This is a genomic window from Pseudomonas sp. B707 (assembly GCF_022496685.1).
GTDB classification, from domain to species: domain Bacteria; phylum Pseudomonadota; class Gammaproteobacteria; order Pseudomonadales; family Pseudomonadaceae; genus Aquipseudomonas; species Aquipseudomonas paraglycinae.
In genome coordinates this window covers 214710-241127 of the sequence record NZ_WTVE01000004.1, presented here as the reverse complement: position 1 = coordinate 241127, position 26418 = coordinate 214710, and the positions used below count along the sequence as shown (strand labels likewise).

General features: G+C 62.9%; 25 protein-coding genes and 1 pseudogene. 19 read left to right on the top strand and 7 right to left on the bottom strand.

Going from position 1 to position 26418, the window contains the following annotated elements:
- Positions 1-52: 52 nt before the first annotated feature.
- The 5 genes from GQX66_RS01115 to GQX66_RS01095 all read left to right on the top strand — a co-directional run bounded on the left by GQX66_RS01115 (position 53) and on the right by GQX66_RS01095 (position 5187).
- Positions 53-508 (top strand): (2Fe-2S)-binding protein, encoded by a 456-nt coding sequence (locus GQX66_RS01115; protein WP_085611777.1) that lies wholly within the window; start codon positions 53-55, stop codon positions 506-508.
- A complete protein-coding gene (locus GQX66_RS01110) occupies positions 508-2757 on the top strand; it encodes a molybdopterin cofactor-binding domain-containing protein (RefSeq protein WP_240865298.1) in 2250 nt (749 codons plus the stop codon). The genes GQX66_RS01115 and GQX66_RS01110 overlap by 1 nt, the downstream gene beginning before the upstream one ends.
- 17 nt (positions 2758-2774) lie before the next feature.
- The gene (locus GQX66_RS01105; protein ID WP_240865274.1) at positions 2775-4127 is read left to right on the top strand and encodes a cytochrome c; all 1353 of its coding nucleotides are present in this window, start codon (positions 2775-2777) and stop codon (positions 4125-4127) included.
- A gap of 157 nt (positions 4128-4284) precedes the next feature.
- On the top strand, positions 4285-4446 hold the full coding sequence (locus GQX66_RS01100) for a hypothetical protein (protein ID WP_166673447.1): 162 nt from the start codon (positions 4285-4287) through the stop codon (positions 4444-4446).
- 321 nt (positions 4447-4767) lie between these two features.
- Positions 4768-5187, top strand: a complete 420-nt coding sequence (locus tag GQX66_RS01095; protein WP_085611780.1) for an organic hydroperoxide resistance protein — start codon at positions 4768-4770, stop codon at positions 5185-5187.
- A gap of 124 nt (positions 5188-5311) precedes the next feature.
- Here the strand turns inward: GQX66_RS01095 and GQX66_RS01090 are convergent, their stop codons facing one another.
- Positions 5312-5752 (bottom strand): hypothetical protein, encoded by a 441-nt coding sequence (locus GQX66_RS01090; protein WP_085747376.1) that lies wholly within the window; start codon positions 5750-5752, stop codon positions 5312-5314.
- Positions 5753-6156: 404 nt separating this feature from the next.
- Here GQX66_RS01090 and GQX66_RS01085 point away from each other — a divergent pair, with 404 nt between their 5' ends.
- Complete coding sequence (locus GQX66_RS01085) at positions 6157-8331, top strand: TonB-dependent siderophore receptor (RefSeq protein ID WP_240865271.1); 2175 nt, start codon at positions 6157-6159, stop codon at positions 8329-8331.
- Here the strand turns inward: GQX66_RS01085 and GQX66_RS01080 are convergent.
- Together GQX66_RS01080 and GQX66_RS01075 are read right to left on the bottom strand one after the other, a co-directional pair.
- Positions 8328-9245, bottom strand: coding sequence for a LysR family transcriptional regulator (locus GQX66_RS01080; protein WP_240865269.1), 918 nt, complete (start codon positions 9243-9245; stop codon positions 8328-8330). The two genes, GQX66_RS01085 and GQX66_RS01080, sit on opposite strands and share 4 nt — an antisense overlap.
- Before the next feature lie 100 nt (positions 9246-9345).
- Entirely contained in the window at positions 9346-10545 is a 1200-nt protein-coding gene (locus GQX66_RS01075) for an MFS transporter (RefSeq protein ID WP_129973639.1), read from the bottom strand.
- Positions 10546-10853: 308 nt separating this feature from the next.
- On the opposite strand from GQX66_RS01075, the gene GQX66_RS01070 reads away from it, so the two are divergent.
- From GQX66_RS01070 to GQX66_RS01055, 4 genes are all read left to right on the top strand, one after another.
- Complete coding sequence (locus GQX66_RS01070; RefSeq protein ID WP_240865267.1) at positions 10854-12113, top strand: c-type cytochrome; 1260 nt, start codon at positions 10854-10856, stop codon at positions 12111-12113.
- Positions 12110-12583, top strand: coding sequence for a (2Fe-2S)-binding protein (locus GQX66_RS01065; RefSeq protein ID WP_240865257.1), 474 nt, complete (start codon positions 12110-12112; stop codon positions 12581-12583). Before GQX66_RS01070 ends, GQX66_RS01065 begins: the two co-directional genes overlap by 4 nt.
- Positions 12580-14817 (top strand): molybdopterin cofactor-binding domain-containing protein, encoded by a 2238-nt coding sequence (locus GQX66_RS01060; RefSeq protein WP_240865255.1) that lies wholly within the window; start codon positions 12580-12582, stop codon positions 14815-14817. The genes GQX66_RS01065 and GQX66_RS01060 overlap by 4 nt, the downstream gene beginning before the upstream one ends.
- A gap of 150 nt (positions 14818-14967) precedes the next feature.
- The gene (locus GQX66_RS01055; protein WP_240865253.1) at positions 14968-16083 is read left to right on the top strand and encodes an alkene reductase; all 1116 of its coding nucleotides are present in this window, start codon (positions 14968-14970) and stop codon (positions 16081-16083) included.
- A gap of 65 nt (positions 16084-16148) precedes the next feature.
- On the opposite strand, the gene GQX66_RS01050 is transcribed toward GQX66_RS01055, so the two are convergent.
- Positions 16149-16574 (bottom strand): cupin domain-containing protein, encoded by a 426-nt coding sequence (locus GQX66_RS01050; RefSeq protein WP_102718325.1) that lies wholly within the window; start codon positions 16572-16574, stop codon positions 16149-16151.
- A gap of 123 nt (positions 16575-16697) precedes the next feature.
- Positions 16698-17600, bottom strand: coding sequence for a transcriptional regulator GcvA (locus GQX66_RS01045; protein ID WP_240865250.1), 903 nt, complete (start codon positions 17598-17600; stop codon positions 16698-16700).
- Positions 17601-17708: 108 nt separating this feature from the next.
- Here GQX66_RS01045 and gstA point away from each other — a divergent pair, with 108 nt between their 5' ends.
- Entirely contained in the window at positions 17709-18323 is a 615-nt protein-coding gene (gstA, locus tag GQX66_RS01040; RefSeq protein ID WP_240865248.1) for a glutathione transferase GstA, read from the top strand.
- A 151-nt stretch (positions 18324-18474) separates the two neighbouring features.
- On the opposite strand, the pseudogene GQX66_RS28550 reads toward gstA, so the two are convergent.
- Positions 18475-18669 (bottom strand): annotated as a pseudogene (locus tag GQX66_RS28550) (hypothetical protein); the annotation flags it as partial.
- Positions 18670-18825: 156 nt separating this feature from the next.
- Here GQX66_RS28550 and GQX66_RS01030 point away from each other — a divergent pair.
- Together GQX66_RS01030 and GQX66_RS01025 are read left to right on the top strand one after the other, a co-directional pair.
- A complete protein-coding gene (locus GQX66_RS01030; protein WP_074690848.1) occupies positions 18826-19422 on the top strand; it encodes a paraquat-inducible protein A in 597 nt (198 codons plus the stop codon).
- Positions 19419-20090, top strand: a complete 672-nt coding sequence (locus GQX66_RS01025) for a paraquat-inducible protein A (RefSeq protein ID WP_240865243.1) — start codon at positions 19419-19421, stop codon at positions 20088-20090. Before GQX66_RS01030 ends, GQX66_RS01025 begins: the two co-directional genes overlap by 4 nt.
- Position 20091: 1 nt before the next feature.
- Here GQX66_RS01025 and GQX66_RS01020 read toward each other — a convergent pair whose 3' ends face one another.
- Positions 20092-20841: a glucose 1-dehydrogenase gene (locus GQX66_RS01020; protein WP_011333861.1), complete on the bottom strand. Its 750-nt coding sequence runs from the start codon at positions 20839-20841 to the stop codon at positions 20092-20094.
- Positions 20842-21005: 164 nt separating this feature from the next.
- Here GQX66_RS01020 and GQX66_RS01015 point away from each other — a divergent pair, with 164 nt between their 5' ends.
- The 6 genes from GQX66_RS01015 (at position 21006) to phnE (ending at position 26366) form a co-directional block, all read left to right on the top strand.
- Positions 21006-21902 carry a LysR family transcriptional regulator gene (locus tag GQX66_RS01015; RefSeq protein WP_240865241.1) on the top strand — a complete coding sequence of 299 codons (897 nt, stop codon included), beginning with the start codon at positions 21006-21008 and terminating at the stop codon, positions 21900-21902.
- A 116-nt stretch (positions 21903-22018) separates the two neighbouring features.
- Positions 22019-23011: a zinc-binding dehydrogenase gene (locus GQX66_RS01010; protein ID WP_240865239.1), complete on the top strand. Its 993-nt coding sequence runs from the start codon at positions 22019-22021 to the stop codon at positions 23009-23011.
- A gap of 121 nt (positions 23012-23132) precedes the next feature.
- Positions 23133-23987 (top strand): putative selenate ABC transporter substrate-binding protein, encoded by an 855-nt coding sequence (locus GQX66_RS01005; protein WP_085747400.1) that lies wholly within the window; start codon positions 23133-23135, stop codon positions 23985-23987.
- Entirely contained in the window at positions 23984-24781 is a 798-nt protein-coding gene (locus GQX66_RS01000; protein WP_240865236.1) for an ATP-binding cassette domain-containing protein, read from the top strand. Before GQX66_RS01005 ends, GQX66_RS01000 begins: the two co-directional genes overlap by 4 nt.
- Positions 24775-25602: an ABC transporter permease gene (locus GQX66_RS00995; RefSeq protein ID WP_240865235.1), complete on the top strand. Its 828-nt coding sequence runs from the start codon at positions 24775-24777 to the stop codon at positions 25600-25602. The genes GQX66_RS01000 and GQX66_RS00995 overlap by 7 nt, the downstream gene beginning before the upstream one ends.
- On the top strand, positions 25599-26366 hold the full coding sequence (phnE, locus tag GQX66_RS00990; protein ID WP_240865234.1) for a phosphonate ABC transporter, permease protein PhnE: 768 nt from the start codon (positions 25599-25601) through the stop codon (positions 26364-26366). The genes GQX66_RS00995 and phnE overlap by 4 nt, the downstream gene beginning before the upstream one ends.
- The last annotated feature ends 52 nt before the right edge of the window (positions 26367-26418 follow it).

The window sequence follows — 26418 nt, the reverse complement described above, 5'->3', positions numbered from 1 at the left end:
CGTGTCACCGCTCATAACAATGCACGTCAACCGATGATCAAGCGGGTGAACCATGGAACTACGAATCAACCAGAAGACCTATCAGGTCGATGCCGACGCCGATACGCCCCTGCTGTGGGTGATCCGCGATGATCTGGGCATGACCGGCACCAAGTACGGCTGCGGACTGGCGCAATGCGGCGCCTGCTCGGTGCTGGTGGACGGCAACGTCGTGCGCTCGTGCGTCACGCCGGTGGCGGGTGTGGTTGGTCGCGAGGTCACCACCATTGAAGCCATCGAAACCGACGACGTGGGCAAACGAGTCGTCTCGACCTGGGTCGATCTGCAGGTCGCCCAGTGCGGCTACTGCCAGTCCGGGCAGGTGATGGCTGCCACCGCGCTGCTCAAGCAGAACCCCAAACCGAGTGATGCGCAGATCGAGGCGGCGATGGTCAATCTGTGCCGCTGCGGTACTTACAACGCCATTCATGCCGCCGTGCATGAACTTGCCGGCAAGGGGGACGCGTGATGAACGTTCGTATCGACCCTTCACAACACGCTTCACTACTGGATCTGCACGAACCGATCAATGTGTCGCGCAGACGCTTCCTGACCGGTACCGCCGTCGGCGCGCTGGTGCTCGGCTTCGGTCTCCCACTCGGTTCGACACGCGTGCAAGCTGCAGCGGCGACGACGGCCGAGCGTGGCACGCAGGTCCCGGCGTTTCTCGAGATCCGTCCGGACAACCGCGTGCGTCTGCTCTGCCCGTTCATGGAAGGCGGACAAGGGACGTTCACCGCCATGGCGCAGATCGTCGGTGAAGAACTGGATGCCGATCCGGCGACCTTCCTGGTCGAAGCCGCCCCGCCCGGCGAGGCCTACGTAGTCATGGAGAACGGCATGCGCATCACCGGCGGCAGTATGTCGGTGCGCATGAGTTACCCGGTCATGCGTCGCCTCGGCGCCCTTGCCCGCGCCATGCTGTTGCAGGCCGGCGCGCAGCAACTGGGCGTGCCGGTAAGTGAATTGACCACCGAGCCTGGCAAAGTCGTGCACGCCAAGTCGGGCCGCTCGCTGGCCTACGGTGAACTGGCCGAGCGCGCGATGGATCTGCCGGTACCCGATCCGGCCTCGGTGAAGCTGCGCGATCCGAGTCAGTTCCGCTGGATCGGCAAACCGGTGAAGCGTCTCGACGCTTACGACAAATCCACGGGCAAGGCGCTGTACAGCATCGATCTGAAAGTCGACGACATGCTGCATGCCGCCGTTCAACATGCCCCGCGCCTGGGGATGACCGTGGGCAACCTGCGCAACGAAGATCAGGTCAAGGCGATGAAAGGCGTGCATTCCGTGCATCGTCTGCCGGGTGCCGTGGCGGTGGTTGCCGAGCGCTGGTGGCACGCCAAACGTGCCGTCGAGGCGATCCAGGTGGACTGGCAAGAGCCGACGGCCGACAGCAAAGTGCGGCCGATGCCCGCCGACTTTTCCAGCGATGCCTGGTTCAAGCGCCTCGCCGAAGACAAGGGCCCGGCCAAAGATGATGAAAACGAAGGCGACGTGGCTGCGATGCTCAAGGGAAGCAAAACCCTGATCGATGCCACTTACCACAACCAGTATTTGAACCACGGCCAACTGGAGCCTCCGTCGGCATTGGCCCGATTCAATCCGGACGGTTCGCTGGAAGTCTGGCTGCCGAATCAGGCGCCGGACATGTTCCGTGCCGACATCGCCAAACGCACCGGGCTCGATCCGTCACGCATCACCTTGCATTCGCCGTTGTTGGGTGGGTTCTTCGGTCGGCATTTCCTCTACGACTCGGCCAGTCCCTACCCTCAGGCCATCGCGCTGGCCAAAGCGGTTGGGCGCCCGGTCAAACTGATCTGGAGTCGCGAAGAAGAGTTCCTGCGTGACGTGCTTCGACCGGTGGCGGCGGTGAATTTCCGTGCCGCGCTGGACAACGACGGCTGGCCGCTGGCAATCGAAGCGATCAGTGCCACCGAAGGCCCGACCGAAGCCCTCGCCGGCAAGCAAGGTGAAAAGCTCGATCCGACGGCGCTTGAAGGCTTGTCGGGCAAGTCCTATGCGATCCCCAACAAGCGCATCGCACAGATCTACGTCAAGGGTCCGGCGATGCTCGGCTACTGGCGTTCGGTGGGCAATTCCCTCAACGACTTCTTCTATGAATCGTTCCTCGATGAACTGGCCGACAAGGGCGGCAAAGACCCGTTCGACCTGCGCCTGCATTTGCTGCGTGACAACCAACGGCTGACCACACTGCTGCAAGCCGTGGGTGAACTGTCGGGCGGCTGGAAACGTGGGCCGTTTACCGCCGAGGATGGCAGCAAACGTGCGCGCGGCGTGGCCATGGCTTCGCCGTTTGGTACGGAGACGGCGGTGATCGCCGAGGTGTCCATCGAGAACGGCCAGGTCAAGGTGCATGACATCTGGCAAGCGATTGATCCGGGTAGCATCGTCAACCCGGCGATTGTCGAGGCTCAGGTGAACGGCGCCGTGGCGTTGGGACTGTCGCAGACGCTGGTGGAAGAAGCCGTGTGGATCGATGGCAAACCCCGGGCGCGCAACTACGACTTGTATCCGATCCTGCCGCCTGCGCGAATGGCACGGGTCCATGTGCGCGTGGTCGAGAGCGGGGAAAAAATGGGTGGCATCGGTGAGCCGCCGTTGCCTGCCGTCGCACCTGCTGTCGCCAATGCGGTGGCAGCGCTGACCGGTCAGCGGGTGCGCAGCCTGCCCATGAGCCGACACACCTTCACCTGATCAGCGCCGGAGCGTTCATGAATAACAGCCGATTTGCAAGAACCGCTGGCTGGCTGGCGGTGCCGTGCCTGCTCGCGGCAGGCCTCCTGGCCTGGTACGTCACCCGCGAGCCAGTCTCGCGCCTGGAGAACCATCAGATCGCCGTGGCCGACATCGACCCGGCGCTGGTCGCCCGTGGCGAATACGTCGCCAGGCTCAGCGATTGCGTAGCCTGTCACAGCGTGCCGGGCGGTGCGCCATTCGCCGGTGGGCTGGAAATGGCCACGCCGCTGGGCGCGATCCATGCGACCAATATCACCCCGGACACGGAAACCGGCATCGGCCACTACAGCCTGGCGGACTTCGACCGTGCCGTGCGCCACGGCGTGGCGCCCGACAGTCGCCGTCTGTACCCGGCGATGCCCTACCCGTCCTACGCCAAGCTCAGTGATGAAGACGTACGAGCGCTGTATGCGTTTTTCATGAAAGGCGTAGCGCCGGTCAAACAGGCGAATATCCCCAGTGCGATTCCGTTTCCGCTGAACCTGCGTTGGCCGATTGCGCTGTGGAACGGCGTATTTGTTGACGCCGAACCTTATGTGACTAAACCGTCGCAGGATGAACAGTGGAACCGTGGCGCTTACCTCGTTCAGGGCGCCGGACACTGCGGCAGCTGCCATACGCCGCGTGGCTTGGCGTTCAACGAAAAAGCACTGGATGAGTCCGGCAAACCATACCTCGCCGGCGCCTTGCTCGATGGCTGGTACGCACCGAGCCTGCGCGATGACCACAACACCGGGCTGGGCCGCTGGAGCGAGCAAGAGATCGTGCAGTTCCTCAAGACCGGTCGCAACCAGCACGCGGTGGTCTACGGCTCGATGACCGAGGCGTTCAACAACTCCACGCAGTTCATGAGCGATGACGATCTGACGGCCATTGCCCATTACCTGAAGTCGCTTCCCGGGGATCGCGAACGGGATGGCGCACCCTGGCAGTATCAAGCGGTTTCGGCAGCGCAACGTCTGGACTCGCCCGGTGCGCATACCTACGTGACGCGCTGTGCGTCGTGCCACGGTCTGGACGGCAAGGGTCAATCGCAATGGATGCCGCCGCTGGCGGGCGCCACCTCGGCATTGGCCAAGGAAAGTGCCTCGGCAATCAACATCACTCTTAATGGTTCGCAACGAGTGGTGGCGGCCGGCGTACCGGATGCCTATCGCATGCCGGCCTTCCGTGAGCAGCTGTCGGATCAGCAGATCGCCGAGGTGCTGACTTTTATGCGCAGCACCTGGGGCAATCACGGCAACGCTGTGGATGCGAACACGGTTGGCAAACTGCGTGAGCACACCGATCCGGCCAGCAGCAGTCCGATCATCCTGCAGATGCGTTAAGAGGAAAACCCGACGAGAGCCATCGACTTGCGTGTGGAAACGCCCTTGCGCCGTACCACATTCCACACCTCGTCGAATGAACATACATTCATCTAAAACATCGCTCCAAGCGTCTAGTCTGCGGGTTCCGACATAGTGACTACAGGAGTTACCCACCATGTTCTCGCATGAAAGCATCCCGCTGATCATCATCTTCACCATCATGCTGCTTGGCGTTCTCGTCGCCGTCCTCCACCCGGTACATGCTGTCATCACGTGGCTTCGCAGGCCCCGCGAAGCATCTGCAACGCAACGTACGCGAAATGCCGATTCGCGCTGAATATGTCCATCATCCGCCCGGCAAGGTCCGGGCTTTCGGCTCCCCCCCTGCGCTGCACCCGGTTAAAAACGGCCAGGTGTGAATACGAGATCAACCGCCAGTCAACTCTATCTGTTTCACTCTGGACTAACGCCACCTGCAAGTCCTCTCCCACATGCATCCAGCCTGGTTGCGCCCTTGACCCCTTCCACGCCGATACAGGCTACAGAGCGATACAAAAACTCCGCTGCACGACACATCTCGGGTACATGCCAATGCAAAAGTGTGAGCCATCGGAACCTCCGCTGTCCGACATCCCCCATCACTCAGGCAGGTATTTCCATGATCAATCAACTCGACACCGTGCTGTACACCGGCAAGACCCGCACCACCGGCGGGCGCGATGGCGCATCGCGCAGTTCGGACGGCAACCTGGACATCAAGCTCTCGCCACCCGGTTCAAATGGCAGCGGCACCAATCCCGAACAGCTGTTGGCAGCCGGTTGGTCGGCCTGCTTCATCGGCGCCATGGGCAAGGCAGCCGCGGCACAGAAGATCAGGCTTCCGGCGGATGTGGCGGTCGAAACCGAAATCGATCTGGGCAAGGCCGGCGATGCATTCTTTCTTCAAGCGCGCTTGAGTGTCAGCCTGCCGGGGCTGGAGCCTTCGGTCGCTCAGGCGCTGGTGGACGCTGCGCATCAGACCTGCCCTTACTCAAAGGCCACTCGCGGCAACATCGACGTCACCCTGCGGCTGATCTGAATCAGCCCTGTTTGATCCGACAAACCGCCCGATGCACGGCTTCGGGCGGTTCTTTTTACAGGGTTGGAGCGATGCCGTTCCTCCGGTTCAAACAACCAGAGGAGCGAAACGGTCATTCAACGATTTACGCAAACGACGTCTCGTGCTCGCTTTCGTGGACGTAAATCCACGAGATTCCCGATGGCGAATCCGGGTCGAGGCGCATCAGCGCCGAGTCGACTTTCTTCTTGGTGATCCCGTTCTTGACCAGGTCGAAAACCGTCAGGAAGCAGTCACCGGGAAGTGGCGTGATCGAGAGATTGATGATGTGTGATTCGGGGCTTCCGGCACGTTTGCCGTGCAGCCCCCAAAGGCGTTCCCAGTAGTTCTCGCGGTCCATGATCTGACCGTCCGTGAGCACCACCCGGAAATCATTCGCCAGGGCATCGTACAAAGGCTTGATCGCCTCTTCCGACTGGGAAGCCACGCCGCGCGACCACGGGAAAAAGAGGTTGTACCAGCGGTACACCTCGGCTTGCACCAGCGCTGTTTTATCGGTTGTTTCGGTGACTCGGCTGATTGCCATCTGCGTTCTCCTTAACGAGTTCAAAGGCGCGGGTTTCCGTTAAGCATCGCCGGAGCGACGCTCCGCGCCTCATTCAAGATCCATCCTGAAATCAACGTCACGGGGCCAGTTCGAATTCGCTTCAATGACTTCAGAATTTCGCCTGTCATTTGGCTGACCCGGCCACAAAAGTAGACGCCAACCTGCTGGATTGCATAGGAAGCTGACAAACGGCTTTTCGGTTGGCTGTGCTGCAACGTCCGTGCTTGAGCGGTTCGGTAATGACTCAAGCCTACCGCCCTCTCCCATTGCGCAATTTCACATTTTTTTCACGAAGCGCTTTGTTGCGGTAAAAAACCCTGACACAATTATTGTCAATGATTCTCAACTGCTCTTTGTTTGCTATTTAAAATCAGGAAGCCTCAATGTCGCGCCCAACCTCGCCGCATCGTTTCAACCCGTCACGCAACCTCCTGTCCATGGCCATCTGCATGGCAGTCATGACCCCGGCGCTGGCCGAAGAAACCCGCGAGCTGCAGGACTCTGCCCCACCCGCCACCCTCGAACTCGGCGCGACTGCAATCACATCCACCCAACTGGGCAGTACCACCGAAGGCTCGGAGTCGTACACCACCGGCACCATGGCCACCGCCACCAAACTGCCGTTGACCCTGCGCGAAACACCGCAAGCCGTGACCGTCATCACCCGCCAGCGCATGGACGATCAGGCGATGACCAGCATCAACGACGTGGTCAACGCCACGCCTGGGCTGTTCCTCGACTACTCCAACGGCCCAGGCCGACAGGCCTATAAAGCCCGGGGTTTCAACATCGACAACCTGATGTACGACGGCATTCCAAGCGGCTACGACGGCGTGAACGTCGGGTCCCAGCCGAATCTGGCGATGTTCGATCGGGTCGAGGTGGTCCGCGGTGCGACCGGTCTGGTCACCGGCGCCGGCAACCCTTCGGCGGCGATCAACCTGGTGCGCAAACGGCCATTGGCCGAGCAGCGCGTCACCCTGACCGGCGCCGCCGGAACCTGGGACAACTATCGCGGCGAGCTCGATGCTTCCAGCCCGCTCAACGACAGCGGCACCCTGCGCGGCCGGGTGGTCACGTCCTACCACGACGCCAACAGCTTCATCGATGACGTCGACGAGCAACACAACCTGTTCTACGCCGTCACCGAAGCCGATCTGAGCGACGACACCACCCTGACCCTCGGTTTCTCGCACCAGAAGGACAGGACCAACTACTTCTGGGGCTCGTCGATGATCGGCCTCGACGGCCATCACCTTGATCTGCCGCGCTCGTATAACCCCGGCACTTCCTGGGAGGACAAGGATCAGGAAATCAACACCGTCTTCGCCGAGATCCGTCAGCAACTGGCCAACGACTGGAAGCTGCAGGTCAACGCCAACTATTCCGAGCAGAACGCGCTGTTCTCCGGCTCGTACCAGTCGCGCTGGGTCAACGACACCCTGGCCCGCACGGTTTACCAGTCCAAGGCCGATGAAAACCAGGCAGGTCTCGACGCCTTCTTCAGCGGCCCGTTCGAAGCCTTCGGACGCAGCCATGAACTGGTGGTCGGCGCCAGCAAACGCATCTACGACCTGACCACCCACAACTACTCGCCGTACGACACCAACTGGCCGATCAACGCCGGCAAGCCGGACTTCGTCCACACCAACAACACACGTGAAGTCACCACTCAGGACGGCGTGTACCTGACCACCCGCCTGAGCCTGGCCGACCCATTGAAGCTGATCCTCGGCGGGCGTCTGGACTGGTACGACTACGACAACCGCGATGGCGACGGCGATTACAAAGTCACCCGCAACGTCACCCGCTATGCCGGCCTGATCTACGAGCTGGACGACCATCATTCGGTGTACGCCAGCTACAGCGACATCTTCACCCCGCAGAGCAACAAGGGCACCTCCGGTAACCCGGTCAAGCCGATCGTGGGCAAGAACTACGAGGTCGGCATCAAGGGCGAATACCTGGGCGGCGCGCTGAATGCCAGCCTCGCCGTGTTCCGTGTCGATCAGGAAAACCGCGCGGTGCAGGTGTTCGTGCCGAACTGCCCGCAGTCTTCCTGCTATGACGCCTCCGGCGAGATCCGCAGCCAGGGTATCGACCTCGAGCTGCAAGGCGCGCTCACCGACAACTGGCAGATCGGCGGCGGCTACACCTACGCCCGCACGCACACCATCAAAGACGAGGCGAACCCGCAGAACGTCAACAAGCAGTTCGACACCGACACCCCGGAGCACCTGTTCAAGCTCACCACCCGCTATAACTTCCAGGGCCCGCTGGAAAAACTGCGTGTGGGCGGCAACATCTCCTGGCAGAGCCGCATGTACAACGACATCGAACTGCTCGATGGCGGCAACTACCGCCTCAAGCAAGGCGCGTACGCCGTGACCGACCTGATGGCCGGCTACCGGGTCAATGACAACCTCGACCTGCAACTCAACGCCAACAACATCTTCGACCGCAAGTACTACTCCACCATCGCCAACTCCGTCAGCTACGGCGGCGACAGCTATGGCACGCCGCGCAACATGATGCTGACGGCCAAGTACACCTTCTAGGTCTTCTGAGCGCAGGGACGCGCCAGAATGTCTTCCAGAAAATCAATGAACACATTGATACGACTGGAGCCACGGTGATTGGGCAGATACAACGCATTGATGCAGCAGCTCGCATTACCGGGGTTGACTTCATACCCCTCCAGCAGCCGCATCAACCGACCCGCCTCAACATCAGCGCGCACCAGCCAGTCCGCCAGCAGGGCCACCCCGCGCCCCGCCACCGCCGCTTCGCGCAGGATATCGGCATTGTTGCTTTGCAGGCGGCCATGGACATTGAGCTGGATGGTTTCCTCGTCGCCCTGGAACGTCCAGTGCTGGTGCGAACCACCGTAGTCGAAGCGCAGGCATTGATGCTCAAGCAAGTCACGTGGATGCGCCGGCACAGCGTGACCGCTCAGGTAATCCGGACTCGCCACCACCCAGCGCTGGAAGCCGCCCACGCGTTTGCTGACGATATCGTCACTGACCACCGACGATCCCAGGCGCACCGAGACATCGATCTGCTCGCTCAGCAGATCGCTGACCTGATCGCTCAACGACACACTGATTTCAAGCCCCGGATGGCGGTCGAGCAATACCCCCAGTTGCGGCGCAATGATCTGTCGGCCGAATTCCACCGGCACGCTGATGCGCAGGCGTCCTTGCGCCTCGCTGCCACGGTCGGCAACCACCGCGTCGGCCTCATCGATGGCATCGAGAATGGCCACCGCTTTCTCGAAATAGGTTTGGCCGGCGACCGTCACGCTGGTGTTGCGTGTGGTGCGGTTGAGCAGGCTCGCGCCCAACTCGTGTTCCAGCCCCGCCACCTGGCGCGTCACCGAAGAGGTGGAGATGCCGAGTTTGCGCGCCGCCGAGGAGTAACCACCGCAACGGACGGTTTCAACGAACATCTTCAGTGCCAGCAACTTGTCCATAAGTGGAGCCCGATCGAAAGGAAACGGTGATGATTGTGCATCACCGTTCGCCGATCGTCTTGTAAGACCGTGCTTCATCGGACTCAGCGGTGCCTGAGGTTCAGGCATCGGCCTTGCGGCTCAGGAACAGCGCCAGAGCCAGGGCCGGCAGCAACGCCACGGTCACGGCGGACAGGTTCCAGCCGAAATGCTCGTAGAGCGGACTGGCGACCAGCGATCCCAGAGCACCGCCGACGAAGATGCTGGTCATGTACACGGCATTCAGGCGAGCCCGGCTGTGCGGGTCGATGGCGTACACCTCGCGCTGGCCCAGCACCATGTTCAGTTGCACGGCGAAATCCAGCAGCACCGCGCAAACCACCAGCCAGATATAGCTGCTGCCCGGCAGCGCGGCGATCAGCAACGAGGCCGGCGCCAGCAACAGTGCCACGAGCGTCCCGCGCCGACCGTGCCCGGCATCGGCCAGCCGCCCGGCAATCGGCGCTGCGACCGCGCCGACGGCGCCGACCAGGGCAAATATCGCCACCTGTGCCTGACTGAAACCGTGGTGCCGCATCAACTCGATCGGTGCGAGGGTCCAGAACAGGCTGAAGCTGGCGAACAGCAAGCCCTGATACAGCGAACGCTGACGCAGAACCGCGTGCCGACGGGCCAGCGCAAACACCGAGCCAATCAGCGCAGCGTACGTCGCCTGATGGCTCGGGACGCGGCGCGGCAAGGCAATCGCCATGATCAGGGCGATGACAGCCATCAGCGCCGCTGCGCTGAAAAACACCCCGCGCCAGCCGAACACTTCCACCAGCAGACTCGACAGTGGCCGCGACAGCAGAATGCCCAGCAACAGGCCGCTCATGATGTTGCCCACCACCCGGCCACGGGTTGCCTCGGGCGCCAGATGCGCGGCCAACGGCACCAGAATCTGCACCGCCACCGAAGTCAGGCCGATCAGCAACGACAGGACCAGGAACATCGACGGCGAATGCGTCAGACCGGCGCACAACAGCGTCACGCTCGCCGCCAGGGTGAAGCCCACCACCAGCCGGCGGTTTTCCATCAGGTCGGCCAGCGGCACCAGCAACAGCAGGCCCAATGCATAACCGAACTGCGTGAGTGAAACGATGAGACTGGCATTGGCACTGGACAGGCCGATCTGCGGCGCGATCAGTTCGACGATCGGCTGAGCGTAATAAAGGTTGGCCACGACCGCGCCGCAGCAGAATGCCAGGAACGCGACCATCAGGCCGGAAAGAGAAGCGGATGGTTCGGCCTTGGCCGCCGCTGCCGGATTGCCCGTAAGCATGATGACACCTCAATGAGTTGGGAAAGTGACGCCAAGGCTAGGGGCTGTGCGGGCGTTCGAGTATCCATCCCTCGGGCAATTGAGTGATGCGCCAAATGCAACGACCCTCGGCGTTGCACTTGGCGCAACGTGCTATTGCGCGGTCCAGCAATACTCGGACGTTTGCACCTTCTCTACCCTTGGGCACCAGGCGCAGGGCTTTGCATCGGCGCCCTTCCCCGGTCGTTCAAGGAGTTGTCGAAGATGCCGAATCCGTCCCTCACGCCCACCGCGTGCCGCTTGGGCAGCCGCTCATGAACGGTCATTTCATGAGATCCAGAGCGCTGTGGATCAGCGCGGCAGCCCTCGCGTCGATCGGTGCAATCGCTGCCCTGGCGCTGATGTGGCGGCCGGCAATTGCGCCGGTCGAACGCCCGCAAACCTTCGACTCCGCGCAACTGCAACGCGGCGCACGAGTGGTCGAGGCTGGCGACTGTGCGGTGTGTCACACGCGGCCCGGTGGCCAATACCTGGCCGGTGGACTGCCGCTGGTGACGCCGTTCGGCACCCTCTACAGCACCAACATCACCCCGGATCCACAGACCGGCATCGGCCAATGGTCGCTGCCGGCCTTCGAGCGGGCGATGCGTGAAGGGATCTCCCGCGATGGCCACTTCCTGTACCCGGCCTTCCCTTACGTTCATTACCGGCGCATGAGCGAAGACGACATCGCCGACGCCTATGCGTACCTGATGAGCGGCCCGGCGGTGGACTCGCCGCCACAACAGAACCGCATGAACTTCCCGATGAACATCCGGCCACTGGTGTCGTTCTGGAACCTGCTGTTCCTGCATGGAAAACCGCTGACGCCACTGGCGGAGCAATCGCAGATGTGGAATCGCGGGCGTTACCTGGTCGAGGGGCCCGGTCACTGCGCGGGCTGTCATTCGCCGTTAAACCTGATCGGCGCCGAGAAATCCGGCGAAAACCTGGCCGGCGGCGGCGTGGATGGCTGGGACGCGCCGTCACTGCTGGGCATGGCGCACCGGGCAAACCCGTGGAGCAGCGAGCAACTGGTGAGTTACCTGCGGGCCGAAGTGGTCGACGGACACGGCACGGCAGCGGGCCCGATGCGCCCGGTCAGTCTCGGTCTGGCGCGCTTGCCCGTGGAAGATGCACAGGCGATTGCCGAATACCTGCTGAGTCTGCCGGCGAAAACCGCGATCAACGAAATTCCGAGCGCCAGCGCTGAATCTGCGGATCGATCCTCTGGCGCGCTGCTGTTCGCCAGTGCCTGCGCCGGCTGCCATGCCGAAGGCGCGCCGATGCGTGACATCGACGGCCGCCCGGCACTGGATGGCACCTCGGCGCTGCAGGCCGCCAGCCCGCGCAACTTTGTGAAAACCGTACTCGAAGGCATCCCGGCAGAACCCGGCCAACCGGGACCGGTGATGCCCTCGTTCGCCGCCAGTCTCGATAACACCCAACTCAACGCCCTGGCCGTCTACCTGCGCCATCAGGCCAGCCCCGATCAACCGTGGACCGACCTTTCCGCCACCCTCGAAGCGCTACGTAAGGAGACGAAATGACTCAGATCACCCTCAACGTCAACGGATCTTCCCGGGCTCTCGAGCTGGAACCCGACATGCCGCTGCTCTATGCGCTGCGCAATCACCTGGGCCTCAACGGCGCCAAGTACGGGTGTGGTCTGGGCCAATGCGGTGCCTGCACCGTCATCGTCGATGACCAACCGGTGTTTTCCTGCCTGACACCCTGCGCCGGCCTTGAAGGCAAAAAGGTGCGGACGGTCGAGAGTCTGGGAACCGCCGAACGCCCCGGCGCCCTGCAGCAAGCGTTCATCGACAAACAGGCCGCTCAATGCGGTTACTGCATCGCCGGCATGTTGATGCGTGCGCAGTCACTGCTCGAAAGCAATCCGCATCCCGATGAGCAGACCATTCGCGAACACATGTCCGTCAACCTGTGCCGCTGCGGCACGCATTTGCGCATCATCGAGGCGATCAACCTTGTCGCCCGGCAAAACGGGAGTGCGCAATGACAACGATCAATGAGGTCGATCAGAGTCGCCGTGCGTTCCTGCGCGGGGGCGCCCTGCTGGTAGCGTTTGCTTTGGTGCCGGTCTCACGCCGCGCCCTGGCCGACACCGAAGTCGATACCTTGGGCACTGTGGTGCTGGCACCGGACCTGCCCGGCAGCCTGCGCACCAACCCCTGGCTCGATGCCTGGATCCGCGTCGGCCCCGACGGCATCACCGTCTACACCGGCAAGGTCGAACTGGGCACCGGGGTCAAAACCGCGTTACTGCAAATTGCCGCTGAACGCCTGGAGGTCGCCCCGACCGCGATCAACCTGCTCACCGCCGACACCGCACTGACGCCGAACGAAGGCTACACCGCCGGCAGCCACACGATTTTCGACAGCGGCACGGCGCTGTTCAACGCGGCGGCGCAAGTGCGCGAGATGCTGCTGGAGTCGGCCGGGCGCAGCTGGAACGTTGCGCCGGCGCTGCTGACGACTCGCGACGGCAGCATTCTCGGCCCGACCGGGCAACGCATGTCCTACGCCGACGCCGTGCAGCATGTCGATCTGCACCACTATGCAAAATCCGAGTCGCCCTCGATGCCGCCGGCGTCGTTCAAGCTCATCGGCCATTCGCTGCCACGCCTGGATATCCCGGGCAAAGTCAGCGGCGGCGCGGCGTTCGTGCAGGACATTCGCCTGCCGGGCATGCTCCACGCCCGGGTCATCCGCCCGCCGCGTCCCGGCTGCACGCTGGAAGCCATCGATATTGAATCGATCAAGACGCTGTCGGGGGTGGTGCAGGTGATTCGCGACGGCAATTATCTGGCCGTGGTGGCGCGGGATGAATGGCAGGCGATCAAAGCCATGCGTCATGGATACGCATCGGCGCGCTGGAGCGGCGGACAGGCGATTCCCGAATCGCGCGACATCCACACCTTGCTCGAACGCCTGCCTTCACGGCGTTATCCGATCAGCCATGAAGGCACGCCCCAGGGCGCGACCGACCACGAATATCGCGCCCGGGTGACCAAGCAATACCTGATGCACGGTTCGATCGGTCCGTCCTGCGCCGTGGCCTGGTTCAAGGACGGCACCCTCACCGTCTGGACCCACACCCAGGGCGTGTATCCGCTGCGAGCCGGGATCGCCGAAATGCTGCGGTTGCCGCCCGAGCGCGTGCGCTGCATCCACACTGAAGGCTCCGGCTGTTACGGCCACAACGGCGCAGACGATGCCGCGGCTGACGCAGCGCTGATTGCCATGCGCGTACCGGGCTCGCCGGTGCGGGTGCAGTGGATGCGCGAGCAGGAAAACCTCTGGGAGCCCTACAGCTCGGCGATGGTCACCGAAGTGCAAGCCAACCTTGACCCACAGGGTCGGCTGCAGGACTGGAACTATGAGCTGTGGACCACGCCGCACAACGAACGCATCGTCAACGCCGGGCGCTTGCTGCCTGCACGCCTGCTGGCCCGGCCTTTCGCTTCAGCACCCTCGGTGCCGATCGCCCAGCCTGAGGGCGATGGCGATCGTAACGCGGTGCCGCTGTACACCGTGGCCTCTTCGCGGATCGACATGAACTTCGTCACCGAAATGCCGTTCCGCACCTCGGCCATGCGCTCGCTGGGCGCCCACATCAACGTCTTCGCCATCGAAGCCTGTATCGACGAACTCGCCGCCAAGGCCGCAGTCGATCCGGTTGCCCTGCGTCTGGCGCACCTGACAGACCCTCGGGCACGGGCTGTTGTGGAAAAGGTTCGCGATGCCGTCGGCTGGCCGCAAAAAAGCAGTGAACCCGGCGCAGGCCTTGGCTTCGCCTTCGCGCGTTACAAAAACATCATGGGCTACTGCGCCATTGCCGTGCGTCTGCGGGTGCATCCGCAGACCGGCGAAGTGCAGATCGATCACGTCGTCACGGCGGTCGACGTGGGACAGATCGTCAGTCCCGATGGCCTGCGCAACCAGGTCGAGGGCGGGATCGTGCAGTCCACCAGCTGGACGCTGTATGAAAAGGTCGCCTATGACGCCGGCGGCATCCGCAGCTACGACTGGAGCGGCTACCCGATCCTGCGCTTCTCGCAAGTGCCCAAAAAGGTCGACGTTCACCTGCTCGACCAGCCGGGGCAACCGTTTCTCGGGGCCGCCGAAATCGTCCAGGGCCCCATGGCCGCCGCCATCGGCAATGCCGTGGCGAATGCCACCGGACGGCGCTGGCTGAACCTGCCCCTGACCCGCTCGCAACAGCCTGCCTGAACCGCGCCACGTTGCATTTCACGCAATGCAGCGTGGCGTCGCGTGTGGATTATCAAGCGCCGGACAGCCGCTTAACGTAGGGCCATCCGGTGTCGGGACAAATGTCCCGACACCGCCCTGCCGACCCTTTTCGAAGACTGGAGAACCCCCATGACACAACATCTGTTCCGCCCCATCGCCCTCGGCCCCTACACACTTCCCCACCGGGTGGCGATGGCACCGTTGACCCGCTCCCGTGCCGGGCAACCGGGCGACATCCCGACGTCCATGAACGCCGAGTACTACCGCCAGCGGGCGAGCGCCGCGCTGATTATCACCGAGGCAACGCAGATTTCCCGTCAGGGCCAGGGTTATGCGTGGACGCCTGGCATCTACAACGATGAACAAGTGCAAGCCTGGCGCGAAGTCAGCCGCGAGGTACACGAGGCTGGCGGGTTGATCTTCATGCAGCTGTGGCATGTGGGCCGCGTATCGCACCCAAGCTTTCAACCGGACAACGCACTGCCGGTGGCGCCGAGCGCATTGCCTGTACCGGGCAAGACTTTCATCGTCGATGCCGAGGGCAACGGTGTCTGGGGTGACGTGCCGGTGCCGCGCGCACTGCAAACGTCGGAAATCGCCGACATCATCAACGACTACCGCCGCGCCGCACGCAATGCGCTGAACGCCGGGATGGATGGCGTGGAAATTCACGCGGGCAACGGCTATCTGCTGGACCAGTTCATCAACAGCAACAGCAACCAGCGCACCGACGGTTATGGCGGCCCCCTGGAAAACCGTGCGCGTCTGTTACTGGAAGTGGTGGCCGCCGTGGTCGACGAAGTCGGCGCCGACCGTGTCGGCGTGCGCCTGACGCCCATGGGCCGCTTCATGGGCATGGGTGATGAATCGCCGGAAGCCACGTTCGGCTACATCGTGAGTTCGTTGAACCGCTGGAAACTGGCCTACCTGCATCTGGTCGAGCCCGCCGTGGTCGGCACCGTCAAGGATGAAAACTTCGATCCGCGCTGGGACGCGATCATCGCTCAGTTGCGTGATGCCTGGGCTGGCGTGTTGATGATCGCCGGCGGCTACGACCCCGAGTCGGCGGAACAGGCGCTGGCCGACGGTCGCGCCGACATTATCGCGTTCGGCCGACCGTTCCTGGCCAACCCCGATCTGCCTCGGCGAATCCGCGAAGGCCTGACGCTCAACGCACCGGACCCGAGCACGTTCTTTGGCGGCGATCAGCGTGGCTATACCGACTACCCGGTGCACGCCCACTGATGCGCTGAACAGCGGACGCAAAAAGGCCTGTCACATCGGCAGGCCTTGTTCGTTTTCGCGGAGCATTACTGCTTGAGAATCAGCAGCGGCTCGCCCTTCTTGACGATGTAGGTCGCCAGTTCCGAGCCCTTCTCGTTGCCGACATTCTTGGCGATATGCGCCACACCCGCCGGGATGAACAGCGAATCACCCGCCTTCAGCGTCACCGGCGCCTGCCCTTCAAGCCGATACTCGAACGTGCCGCTGATCACGTAAGCCACTTCCACACCCGGATGCGCATGGTTGGGTGACGTGACGCCCGGTTCGAAGTCGACGCGAGCCTGGATCACCTCGCGATCCGCAGCACCCAGATCCTGACGGACCAGATCGGTACGGCTCAGGCCTTGTTGCCAGTTCTTCGCCGGGGCGGCAGATGGGGTGTCAGCCGCCTGTGCGAGGCCGGTCAGCGAAACGAATACGGCGGCAGCGGTCATCAGAAGTGTGCGGCGCATGGTGTTGCCCTCTTGGAAGTAGTGATGTGTTGACGACTACTTTGGCCGAGGCCTGTATGCGGGATGTGTCCTGATGACGGGGTTTGTTACCCGTTTGTGTACGGCGGCGCGATGGATACACGCTTATACAAAGGGTTTGGCCAGCACCTGCGATAGCCAGCCTCTGAACGCCACGATCTTTTTCGATTCGGCCTGATCGTGGGGCGTGACGAGGTAAAAGCCGGAAGCGGATTTCAAGCGCAAATCAAACGGCGCCACCAGCCTGCCCGCGCGCAGATCGTCATCGACATAGGTCGAGCGACCGATGCACACGCCCTGACCGTCAATCGCCGCCTGCACCGCCATCATCGCCAGGTCGAAGGTCAATCGCGGGCCCTTGGCCGTCAACGGTGGCTGGCCTGCCGCATGCAGCCAGTCGTTCCAGTCATTGGCGGTCACGCCGCTGACTTGCAGCAAAGGGTGACGGGCCAGGTCCACCGGCGTATTCAACGGCTTGTCGCCGGTCAGCAAGCGCGGGCTGCACACCGGGAAGATTTCGTCGGACATCAACCAATCGGCCCGCAGCCCCGGCCAGTTCCCGTCGCCGTAGCGGATCGCCGCATCGATGCCGCCCTTGCGAAAGTCCACCCGCTCGATGGAGGCGCTGATCCGCACATCAATCTCGGGATGCGCCTTGCGAAATGATGGCAATCGCGGCAACAGCCATTTGGACGCCACCGACACCAGGGTGCTGATGGTCAGGACACTGTTGTTGCTCGATTCCAGCAGCTTTTCAGTCGAGTAGCGCAATTCAAGAAACGCCGAACGAATGCCGGGCAAGTAAGCATTGCCCTCCTCGGTCAACGCCAACCCGTCCTTCAAGCGCATGAACAGACGCACGCCAAGCTCATCTTCAAGGCGCCGGATCTGATGGCTGATCGCGGTTTGCGTGACGTTCAGTTCTTCGGCGGCGCGGGTGAAGCTCAGGTGTCGGGCGGCACATTCGAAGGCTCGCAATCCATTGAGCGATGGCAGTCGGGGGAGCATATGACCTCTTCAGTCCATGAGATTTTGTCATACGCTAGCACTGCATTTGTCGTTTGCGAAGCGGCGCGGCGATAGCGGATTCTGAGGCTCTACCTGCAAGGAGATCCCATGAAACTGTACTTCGCCCCCATGACCTGTTCGCTGTCGCCGCACATTGTGCTGCGCGAGCTGGAGCTGCCGTTCGAGCTGATCCGCGTCAACAACCAGACCAAGCAAACCGCCGACGGCCGGGACTTTCGCCAGATCAATCCGAAGGGTTACGTGGCCGCGCTGATGCTCGACAACGGTGAAGTGCTGACCGAAGGGCCGGCCATTCTGCAATACCTCGCCGACCTCGTACCTGGTCATGCGCTGGCCCCGGCCAACGGCACCTGGGAGCGCTCGCGCCTGCAGGAATACCTGAACTTCATCAGCTCGGAAATTCATGGGGGCAGCGCGCCGTTGTTCAGCGGCGAAATCCCGGAAACCACCAAAACGATCTTCAAACACAAATTGTTCAAGCGACTGGATTACCTGAACCGCCTCCTCGCCACCCAGCCGTTTCTGATGCAGGCGTTCGGCGTAGCTGATGCCTATCTTTTCACGGTGCTGAAGTGGTTGCCGACTTTCAGTATCGCCATTGAGGACTGGCCAGCGCTGGCGAGCTATATGTCGCGTATCGCCGAGCGGCCTAGTGTGCGGGCTGCCATCGCGGCAGAGGAAGCCACGCAACCGGTCGTCTGACATGACCGGTTGCGCCAAGCGCCCTTAATGGGCCGTCGCGCAGTCAGGCGCCCGACTCCGGATCACTTGCCGGCAGGCCCCGCGCTTCTCGGTCCTCATCATCCTTGGCGGTGCTCTGCGGGTTGGCGTCGGTGCTTCCTGAGCGGTTGCCGTCCTGCGGATGCTCGGATCCCACCGAATCGTTGGCCGCCACATCGCTCATGTCTTCTTCCAGTGGCGCTTCATCGTCCGGCGGCAAGGGGACTGGCGACTCATCCTTGCGGGGATCATGGCCGGTTTCATTGTCGGTGGTGCGCGTCACGGCCTGTTGTGACTGGTTACCGGGTGCATTTTCATCAATGTCCATGGGGTTCTCCGTTCTGCTGCGGGATAGGGGTACCTGAACGTGTGAAACAAGCGCGTGCGGGTAAGTGCCCGGTGTTGGACGAATGGCGCCCCGGTTGCCGAATGCCCCAGCGCTTCTATAGTGAAGGGGTTCAAGCCCTCCTCCGTCGAGCGCCCCATGGCCAGCACCGATCAACTGATCATCTGCGAGCATTGCGACTGCGTGTACGAAAAAGTCGCGCTGGCCAAACACCAGAAGACCCTCTGCGTGCGCTGCGGCGCCGTGCTCCAGCGCTACAACAACCTGAGCGTGGAGCAACGGCTGGCCCTGAGTTTCACGGCGGCGATGCTGTGGCTGTTCGCCAATTTCTACCCGGTGATGAGCATCAGCATGAAAGGCCTGAAAAACAGCGCGACCCTGTGGGATTCGGTGCTGGCCCTGAGTCAGGGACCGATCACCTTCATGGCGATGGTCGCGGCAATCTCGATCATCATCGCCCCGGCCTTTCAACTGGTGCTGTTGATCTGGGTCTTGAGCTTCGCCCTCGCCTCGCGCCGCTCGCCGGGGTTCAAGCTGTGCATGCGCTGGCTCGAAACGCTGCGGCCGTGGAGCATGCTCGAAGTGTGTTTGCTTGGCGCGATGGTCGCGGTGTTCAAACTGGCGGGCATGCTCGACGTCATTCCCGGCATCGGCCTGTTTGCCCTGGCCGTGCTCAGCCTGTTGCTAATCCGCATCGCCGGGCGCGACGTGCGCGAACTGTGGGACATCCTATGAAACGACCACCGACGGCAACCGAACTCAACCTCTGCCTGTGCCACAGTTGCGGGCTGGCCTGCGACATGACTGGCGAACCGCACCAATGCCCGCGCTGCGACGCCCCGCTGCACCGGCGCAAAACCAATTCGCTGACCCGCACCTGGGCCTACATGTTCGCCGCGCTGGCGTTTTACGTGCCGGCCAATCTGCTGCCGGTGATGAACACCACCCTGCTCGGCAGCGGCGCCGACAGCACCATCATGAGCGGCGTGCTGGAGTTCTGGGAACACGGCGCGTGGGACATCGCCCTGATCATCTTCATCGCCAGCATCGCTGTGCCGGGGGTGAAATTCGTTGCGCTGACCCTGCTGCTGGTCACCGTGCAACGGGACAGCCATTGGGCACGCAAGGAGCGTTCGAAGCTGTACCGCTTCGTCGAGCTGATCGGCTATTGGTCGATGCTCGATGTGCTGGTGGTCGCATTGGTGGCGGCGCTGGTGAAATTCCAGGCGCTGGGGGATATCGAGCCGCGCGTAGGGATTCTGTTTTTCGGCCTGGTGGTCGTGTTCACCATGCTCTCGGCCATGAGTTTCGACCCGCGCCTGATCTGGGATAACACGCCGGACGATGAAACGGAAATGCCCCGGCACTCGACTGAACAAGTGCCGGGGCATCAAGCGACTTAAATCAGATCTGCGCAGTACCGCCGTCAACGAACAACTCGATGCCGTTGACGAAGCTGCTGTCATCCGAGGCCAGGAACAACGCAGCCTTGGCAATCTCGCTCGGCTCGCCGAGACGCCCGATCGGCACGATCGACGCCAGTTGATCGAACAGCCCCTGGGTGTGTTCCGCCGGCACCAGCCCTGCCAGACCTGGCGTGCGCACCGGGCCAGGGCTGATGGCGTTGACGCGGATGCGCCGTGGTTTCAGGTCCAGCAGCCACGACCGCGCGAAGTTGCGCACCGCCGCTTTACTCGCGCTGTAGACGCTGAAGTTCTCCGTGCCCTGCACCGAAGTGGTCGACGAGGTCAGCAGAATCGAGGCGCCATCGCGCAGCAGCGGCAAGGCCTTCTGCACGGTGAACAGCGTGCCCTTCACGTTGGCGTCGAAAATCCGGTCGAAGTGCTCTTCGGTGATCGAGCCCAGCGGCAGCATGTCCCCGCCGCCGGCGTTGGCGAACAGGATGTCGAGGTGCCCGGCCTTGGCGGAAATCTCGCTGTAGATGCGATCCAGATCCTCCAGCTTCGCCACATCGCCCTGGATGCCGATGGCACGCGGGCCGATGGCGGCGACCGCTTTGTCCAGTTCGGCCTGACGACGGCCGGTGATGAATACGGTGGCGCCCTGGGCGACGAATTCCTGCGCCGAGGCCAGGCCGATGCCGGTGGTGCCGCCAGTGATCAGTGCGATTTTGCCTTCAAGTCTGTTGCTCATGATGAATCTCCAGTAACCGTTTCGAGGTAGGTGACGGGTCGTAGGTGAGCCGTTGGAAGCGACTTTAGGCCGATCGATTGAATTGAAAAATCCGCAAAATCGGTTTTGTTTGTGCACAGACATGCACAATACTCAACCGCATCTACCCCACCGAGCCCGAACCGATGAATCAGTTAATGGCGATCCGCACCTTCGCCCGCGTCGTGGAAAGCGGTTCATTCACCAAAGCCGCCGACTCGCTGAACCTGCCGAAAACCACAGTCAGCAAACTGATCGGCCAACTGGAAAACCACCTCGGCGTACGCCTGCTGCAACGCACCACCCGCCGCCTCACCGTCACCGCCGACGGCGCCTCTTATTACCAACTGACCCAACAACTGCTGCATCAACTGGACGACATCGACCAAGGCTTCAGCCAGGCCCAGGGCCTGCCGCGCGGCAAGATCCGCGTAGACATCGGCGGCTCGACCGCGACGATGCTGGTGATCCCCGAACTGCCGAAGTTCTTCGAACGCTATCCGGACATCCAAATTGATTTGGGCGTCAGCGACCGCCCGGTGGACCTGATCAGCGAACGGGTCGACTGCGTGATTCGCGGCGGCCCGCTGACCGAACAAACCCTGGCCGTGCGCCGCCTCGGCGAAGTGTCCTGGACTACCTGCGCCACGCCCGACTATCTGCAACGCCACGGCACCCCGAGCCACCCGCTCGACCTGGCCAGCCATCAGCTGATTGCCTACCGCTCGGCCTCCACCGGGCGCATCCTGCCGTCGAATTTCCAGCGCAACGGCGAACGCCATCAGATCGAAGGCAAAGGCCTGATCAGCGTCAACGAGAGCAACGCGCACCTGGCGGCAGGCCTAGCGGGTTTGGGGATCATCCACACCTTCAACTACACGGTGAGGACAGCCATCGAGCGCGGCGAACTGGTGCCGATCCTCGAGGACTGGCGCCCGCCGGCCTATCCGTTTCATGTGCTGTATCCGCCGAACCGGCATTTGAGCAATCGGGTGCGGGTGTTTATCGATTGGCTGGTGGAGCGGTTTGCGCAGGTCGATTGAAGTGCTGCAGGAGCATTGCTGACTTTTACGCAAAACACCTTTGACCCAGGGCCGGTTCTTCTCATGCACGTTGCCACCGATACTGGCGGCCATTGACAGTCATGGGAAACCGCACAATGCAAACCGATTACGCTGCCTGGGCCTGGACGTCCGGCCAAGGGCTGGATGGCCTGACACTGACCCGCAAACCTCTCCGGCAACCCGACCCCGGGCAAGTGCTGGTGGCCAACCGCGCCATCGCCTTGAACCCGGTGGACTGGAAGATCATCGAGTGGGGCCATCCCGCCTGGAGCACCGGCCGTGTGCCGGGTGTCGACGGCATGGGCGTGGTGGTCGCGGCCGGCGCCGGCGTGACACTGCAACCCGGCAGTCGCGTGGCGTATCACCAATCCTTGGCGAACGACGGCAGCTTCGCCGAGTACTGCCTGCTCGACGCCGCCACCGTGCTGTCAGTGCCCGCCGCGCTCGATGATGCCGCAGCGGCGTCAATGCCCTGCCCCGGTTTGACCGCGTGGCAAGCCGTGGAAAAAGTCCCCGCGAATGGCGCAGCCGATGTGCTGGTGATCGGCGCCGGCGGCGCGGTCGGCCTGCTGCTGGTGCAACTGGCGGTACAACGCGGATGGCGGGTCTGGGCGACCGCGTCCGGCGCGCATCATGCAAAGCTCAAGGCCCTGGGCGCAGTCGGCGTATTCGATTACCGCGAACCGGACTGGCAAACCGCACTCGCAACCAGCCTCGGCGAACGTCGTTTGCATGCCGTATTCGACACGGTCAGCGGCGCTCACGCGGCGAAAATGGCCGACCTGCTGGGCTACAACGGCCATCTGGTGTGCATTCAGGATCGTCAGGAAAGCGCGCCGCTGCCGGCGTTCACCACGGCGATTTCGCTGCATGAAGTGGCATTGAACAGCTTCCACGTCCACGCCAGCCTGCACGATCGCCAGACCTTGCGCCGCAACGGCGAGCAGTTGCTGCAAGCTCTGCTCGACGGCAGCCTGATCGGCCCGGCGCTGCAGATGTTCAACTTCGATGAATTGCCCCAGGCCTTGCGCGCCCTGAAGGACGGCGCGGGTGGCGGGAAATGGGTGACGCGATTGCCCAGCGCCTGACAAGCAACCACGGCCCGACTCCCTCGCAATCGCGCCGTTTCGTCTAACCTGACGTTGCACCCGACGATGATTGCCCATCGACGGGTGCATCGACCTTGATGCCCACGAAACGGAGAATTCCATGCTCAAGCGAACCCTGGCACTGACCGCTGGTCTGGCCCTGTCCCTGTCCGCCGTGCTGGCGCAAGCCGCGGAGGTGTTGAAGGTCAGCGCGATTCCCGATGAAGCCCCGACCGAGCTGCTGCGCAAGTTCGAGCCGCTGGGGTCTTATCTGGAGAAGCAACTGAACATGAAAGTCGAGTTTGTGCCGGTGGCCGACTACCCGGCGGTGGTCGAAGCGTTGGCCACCAACCGTCTCGATCTGGCTTGGCTCGGTGGCTTCACTTTCGTCCAGGCGCAGTTGAAAAGTGATCCAAAGGTCATTCCGCTGGTGCAGCGTGAGCAAGACGCCCAGTTCACCAGCAAATTCATCACCGCCGACCCGAACGTCAAAAGCCTCGCCGACCTCAAGGGCAAGACCTTCGCTTTCGGCTCCGTGTCGTCCACCTCCGGCAGCCTGATGCCGCGCTATTTCATGCTCAAGGACGGCATCAAACCGGAAAGCTATTTCAGCCGCGTCGGCTACTCCGGCGCCCACGACGCCACCGTCGCCTGGGTGCAGGCCGGCAAGGTCGACGCCGGTGTGCTGAACGCCAGCGTCTGGCAAAAACTGGTGGACGCCGGCAAGGTCGACACCCACAAGGTCAAGGTCTTCGCCACCACCCCGGCCTACTTCGATTACAACTGGACCGTGCGCGGCACCCTCGATCCGGCGCTGGCGGCGAAGATCAAAAAAGCCTTCCTCGACCTCGACCCGGCCAACCCCGAGCACAAGAAAATCCTCGACCTGCAAGCCGCCAGCCGCTTCATCGAAACCAGCCCGGACAATTACAAAGGCATCGAGGAAGCCGCCCGCGCCGCCGACTTGCTGAAATGACGCTGCGCCTCAAACAGGGTTTTCTGCACCACACCAATGGTGTGGAAGCCCTGCGCGGCGTGGATTTGCAGATCGAGGCCGGCGAGCAGGTGGCGATCATCGGCCCGTCAGGCGCCGGCAAATCCAGCCTGCTGAACCTGCTGGCAACCGCCATTCGGCCCAGCAGCGGCGACATCGAAGTGCTGGGCGAGCGCGCCTGGCATTTGTCCGCCCGCCAACGGCAACGCCTGCGCGCCCGCATCGGTCTGGTGCATCAGGCGCCGCCCCTGCCGCCCCGGCAACGCGTGGTGACGGCGGTGCTGGCCGGCAAGCTCGGCCAATGGAGCCTGGGCAAAAGCCTGATCAATCTGCTGCATCCGCTCGACGTGCCCGGCGCCCGCGCCGCACTGGCAAAACTGGATCTGGCCGACAAACTCTTCAGCCAATGCCAGCAACTGTCCGGCGGGCAATTGCAGCGGGTCGGCATCGCCCGCGTGCTGTATCAGGCGCCAGAAGTGTTGCTGGCCGACGAACCGGTCTCGGCGATGGACCCGGTGCTGGCCGGGCACACGCTGTCGATCCTGTCGCGCCATGCCCGGGAGCACAACGTCACGCTGGTCGCGAGCCTGCACGCGGTGGAACTGGCGCTGTCGCACTTCCCGCGCATCATCGGTCTGCGCGAGGGGCAAATCCTCTTCGACTGCCCGTCCGCGCAGGTCAGCCGCGACATGCTCGACACCCTCTACGCCAACGAACAACTGCAATCCCCGGCACCCGCCGTCGCGCCGCTGGTTGTGCAGATTCCCCGATGCTGAGCGCCGACACTCGCGACCCCGCCGCGCTGCCACGGTTGCTGCTGACCGGGCTGGCGATTGCCCTGCTTTGGCCGGGGATTCAGCTCAGCGAACTGGATCTGGGCGTGCTGTTTCACGCCGATAGCCAAAGTGAAATGGGCCGTTTCGTCTCGATGTTCTGGCCACCGGAGCATGATCGCGAGTTTCTGCAATTACTGCTCAAAGCCACCCTGCAAACCCTGGCCATCGCCACCGCCGGCATGGCCCTGGCCCTGCTGTTGGCGGTGCCGGCCAGCCTGCTCGCCAGCCGCGCCCTGTCGCTGACCGCCGCCTCCCGCAGCGGCCGCCCGAGCCTGTTGGGCCGCCTGCTGCGCTGGCCGGTGCGCGGGCTGCTGATCTTCCTGCGCAGCGTGCCGGAAATCGTCTGGGCGCTGCTGTTCGTGCGCGCCGTCGGCCTCGGCCCGGCGGCGGGCGTGCTGGCCATCGCGATCACCTACAGCGGCATGCTCGGCAAGGTCTACGCCGAAATCTACGAATCCACCGACCAACGCCCGGCCCACGCCCTGCTCCAGGCCGGCAGCGGCCGCCTCGCCAGCTTCGCCTACGGCATACTGCCCAACGTCGCGGCGGAACTGCTTTCCTACACCGTCTACCGCTGGGAATGCGCCATTCGCGCCTCGGTGGTCATGGGCTTCGTCGGCGCCGGCGGCCTCGGCCAACAGATCGACCTGTCGATCCGCATGTTCGCCGGCGGCGAAGTCGCCAGCATGCTCCTCACCTTCCTCCTCCTCGTCCTCGGCGCCGACCAACTCAGCCGCCTGCTGCGCTGGAGGCTGGCATGAAACGCCTGATCAACTCGGTGCTGATTCTCGCCATTGTCGCGGCCGTCATTGCCTCGTTTACCTACCTGGGCCTTGATCTTGAAGAACTTGGCAGCGCTACCAGCCTGAAACAGATGGGCTTGTATGTGGGGCGCTTTCTCAGCCCTGACTTCAGCGCTGACTACCTAAGCGCCATCTTGCGCGGGTCGATGGAAACGTTGGCCATGTCGGCCCTCGGCACCCTCCTCGCCGCCGTGCTTGGACTGCTATTAGCACTCCCCGCCGCTGGACGGTTTGGCTGGTTCTTCCAGAGTGCCGCCCGCCTGCTGCTCAATGCCCTGCGCGCAATTCCGGAACTGGTGTGGGCTGCGTTGATGGTGCTGGCGGCTGGGCTTGGGCCGAATGCCGGGACACTTGCGCTCGCCCTACACACCACAGGCGTGTTGGGGCGGTTGTTTGCTGAGGCGCTGGAGAACACACCGCCGGAACCGGCGGATGCGATTCGGTTGCAGGGAGGGAATCCGGTTTTGGCGTTCTGCTACGGCACGCTGCCGAACCTGGCGCCGCAGTTGCTGGCGTACTGTTTGTATCGGTGGGAGAACAATATCCGGATGGCCAGCGTGCTGGGGTTTGTCGGGGCTGGAGGGTTGGGGCAGATGTTGTATGTGAGCTTGAGTTTGTTTCAGGAGGCGCAGGCGGGGACGGTGATTTTGGCTATGCTGATTTTGGTGTGGGGGGTGGATTGGTTGAGTGGTTGGGGTCGGGGGCGGTGGGTTAAGGCGTAGTTTGGATAGTAAAGCCAAGTAAAAGCAGGAGCTCGCCAAGGTCCGCTTTCGG

Excerpts from the sequence above, each read along its gene's own strand:
- GQX66_RS01075 (WP_129973639.1), bottom strand. The coding sequence starts at position 10,545 with ATGCTTACGGGCAATCCGGCAGCGGCGGCCAAGGCCGAACCATCCGCT.
- GQX66_RS01000 (WP_240865236.1), top strand. The coding sequence starts at position 23,984 with ATGACGCTGCGCCTCAAACAGGGTTTTCTGCACCACACCAATGGTGTG.
- GQX66_RS00995 (WP_240865235.1), top strand. The coding sequence starts at position 24,775 with ATGCTGAGCGCCGACACTCGCGACCCCGCCGCGCTGCCACGGTTGCTG.
- GQX66_RS01020 (WP_011333861.1), bottom strand. The coding sequence starts at position 20,841 with ATGAGCAACAGACTTGAAGGCAAAATCGCACTGATCACTGGCGGCACC.
- GQX66_RS01050 (WP_102718325.1), bottom strand. The coding sequence starts at position 16,574 with ATGCGCCGCACACTTCTGATGACCGCTGCCGCCGTATTCGTTTCGCTG.
- GQX66_RS01025 (WP_240865243.1), top strand. The coding sequence starts at position 19,419 with ATGAAACGACCACCGACGGCAACCGAACTCAACCTCTGCCTGTGCCAC.
- GQX66_RS01005 (WP_085747400.1), top strand. The coding sequence starts at position 23,133 with ATGCTCAAGCGAACCCTGGCACTGACCGCTGGTCTGGCCCTGTCCCTG.
- GQX66_RS01095 (WP_085611780.1), top strand. The coding sequence starts at position 4,768 with ATGATCAATCAACTCGACACCGTGCTGTACACCGGCAAGACCCGCACC.
- GQX66_RS01080 (WP_240865269.1), bottom strand. The coding sequence starts at position 9,245 with ATGGACAAGTTGCTGGCACTGAAGATGTTCGTTGAAACCGTCCGTTGC.
- gstA (WP_240865248.1), top strand. The coding sequence starts at position 17,709 with ATGAAACTGTACTTCGCCCCCATGACCTGTTCGCTGTCGCCGCACATT.
- GQX66_RS01110 (WP_240865298.1), top strand. The coding sequence starts at position 508 with ATGAACGTTCGTATCGACCCTTCACAACACGCTTCACTACTGGATCTG.
- GQX66_RS01010 (WP_240865239.1), top strand. The coding sequence starts at position 22,019 with ATGCAAACCGATTACGCTGCCTGGGCCTGGACGTCCGGCCAAGGGCTG.
- GQX66_RS01100 (WP_166673447.1), top strand. The coding sequence starts at position 4,285 with ATGTTCTCGCATGAAAGCATCCCGCTGATCATCATCTTCACCATCATG.
- GQX66_RS01015 (WP_240865241.1), top strand. The coding sequence starts at position 21,006 with ATGAATCAGTTAATGGCGATCCGCACCTTCGCCCGCGTCGTGGAAAGC.
- GQX66_RS01115 (WP_085611777.1), top strand. The coding sequence starts at position 53 with ATGGAACTACGAATCAACCAGAAGACCTATCAGGTCGATGCCGACGCC.
- GQX66_RS01105 (WP_240865274.1), top strand. The coding sequence starts at position 2,775 with ATGAATAACAGCCGATTTGCAAGAACCGCTGGCTGGCTGGCGGTGCCG.
- GQX66_RS01070 (WP_240865267.1), top strand. The coding sequence starts at position 10,854 with ATGAGATCCAGAGCGCTGTGGATCAGCGCGGCAGCCCTCGCGTCGATC.
- GQX66_RS01045 (WP_240865250.1), bottom strand. The coding sequence starts at position 17,600 with ATGCTCCCCCGACTGCCATCGCTCAATGGATTGCGAGCCTTCGAATGT.
- GQX66_RS01055 (WP_240865253.1), top strand. The coding sequence starts at position 14,968 with ATGACACAACATCTGTTCCGCCCCATCGCCCTCGGCCCCTACACACTT.
- GQX66_RS01030 (WP_074690848.1), top strand. The coding sequence starts at position 18,826 with ATGGCCAGCACCGATCAACTGATCATCTGCGAGCATTGCGACTGCGTG.
- phnE (WP_240865234.1), top strand. The coding sequence starts at position 25,599 with ATGAAACGCCTGATCAACTCGGTGCTGATTCTCGCCATTGTCGCGGCC.
- GQX66_RS01060 (WP_240865255.1), top strand. The coding sequence starts at position 12,580 with ATGACAACGATCAATGAGGTCGATCAGAGTCGCCGTGCGTTCCTGCGC.
- GQX66_RS01090 (WP_085747376.1), bottom strand. The coding sequence starts at position 5,752 with ATGGCAATCAGCCGAGTCACCGAAACAACCGATAAAACAGCGCTGGTG.
- GQX66_RS01065 (WP_240865257.1), top strand. The coding sequence starts at position 12,110 with ATGACTCAGATCACCCTCAACGTCAACGGATCTTCCCGGGCTCTCGAG.
- GQX66_RS01085 (WP_240865271.1), top strand. The coding sequence starts at position 6,157 with ATGTCGCGCCCAACCTCGCCGCATCGTTTCAACCCGTCACGCAACCTC.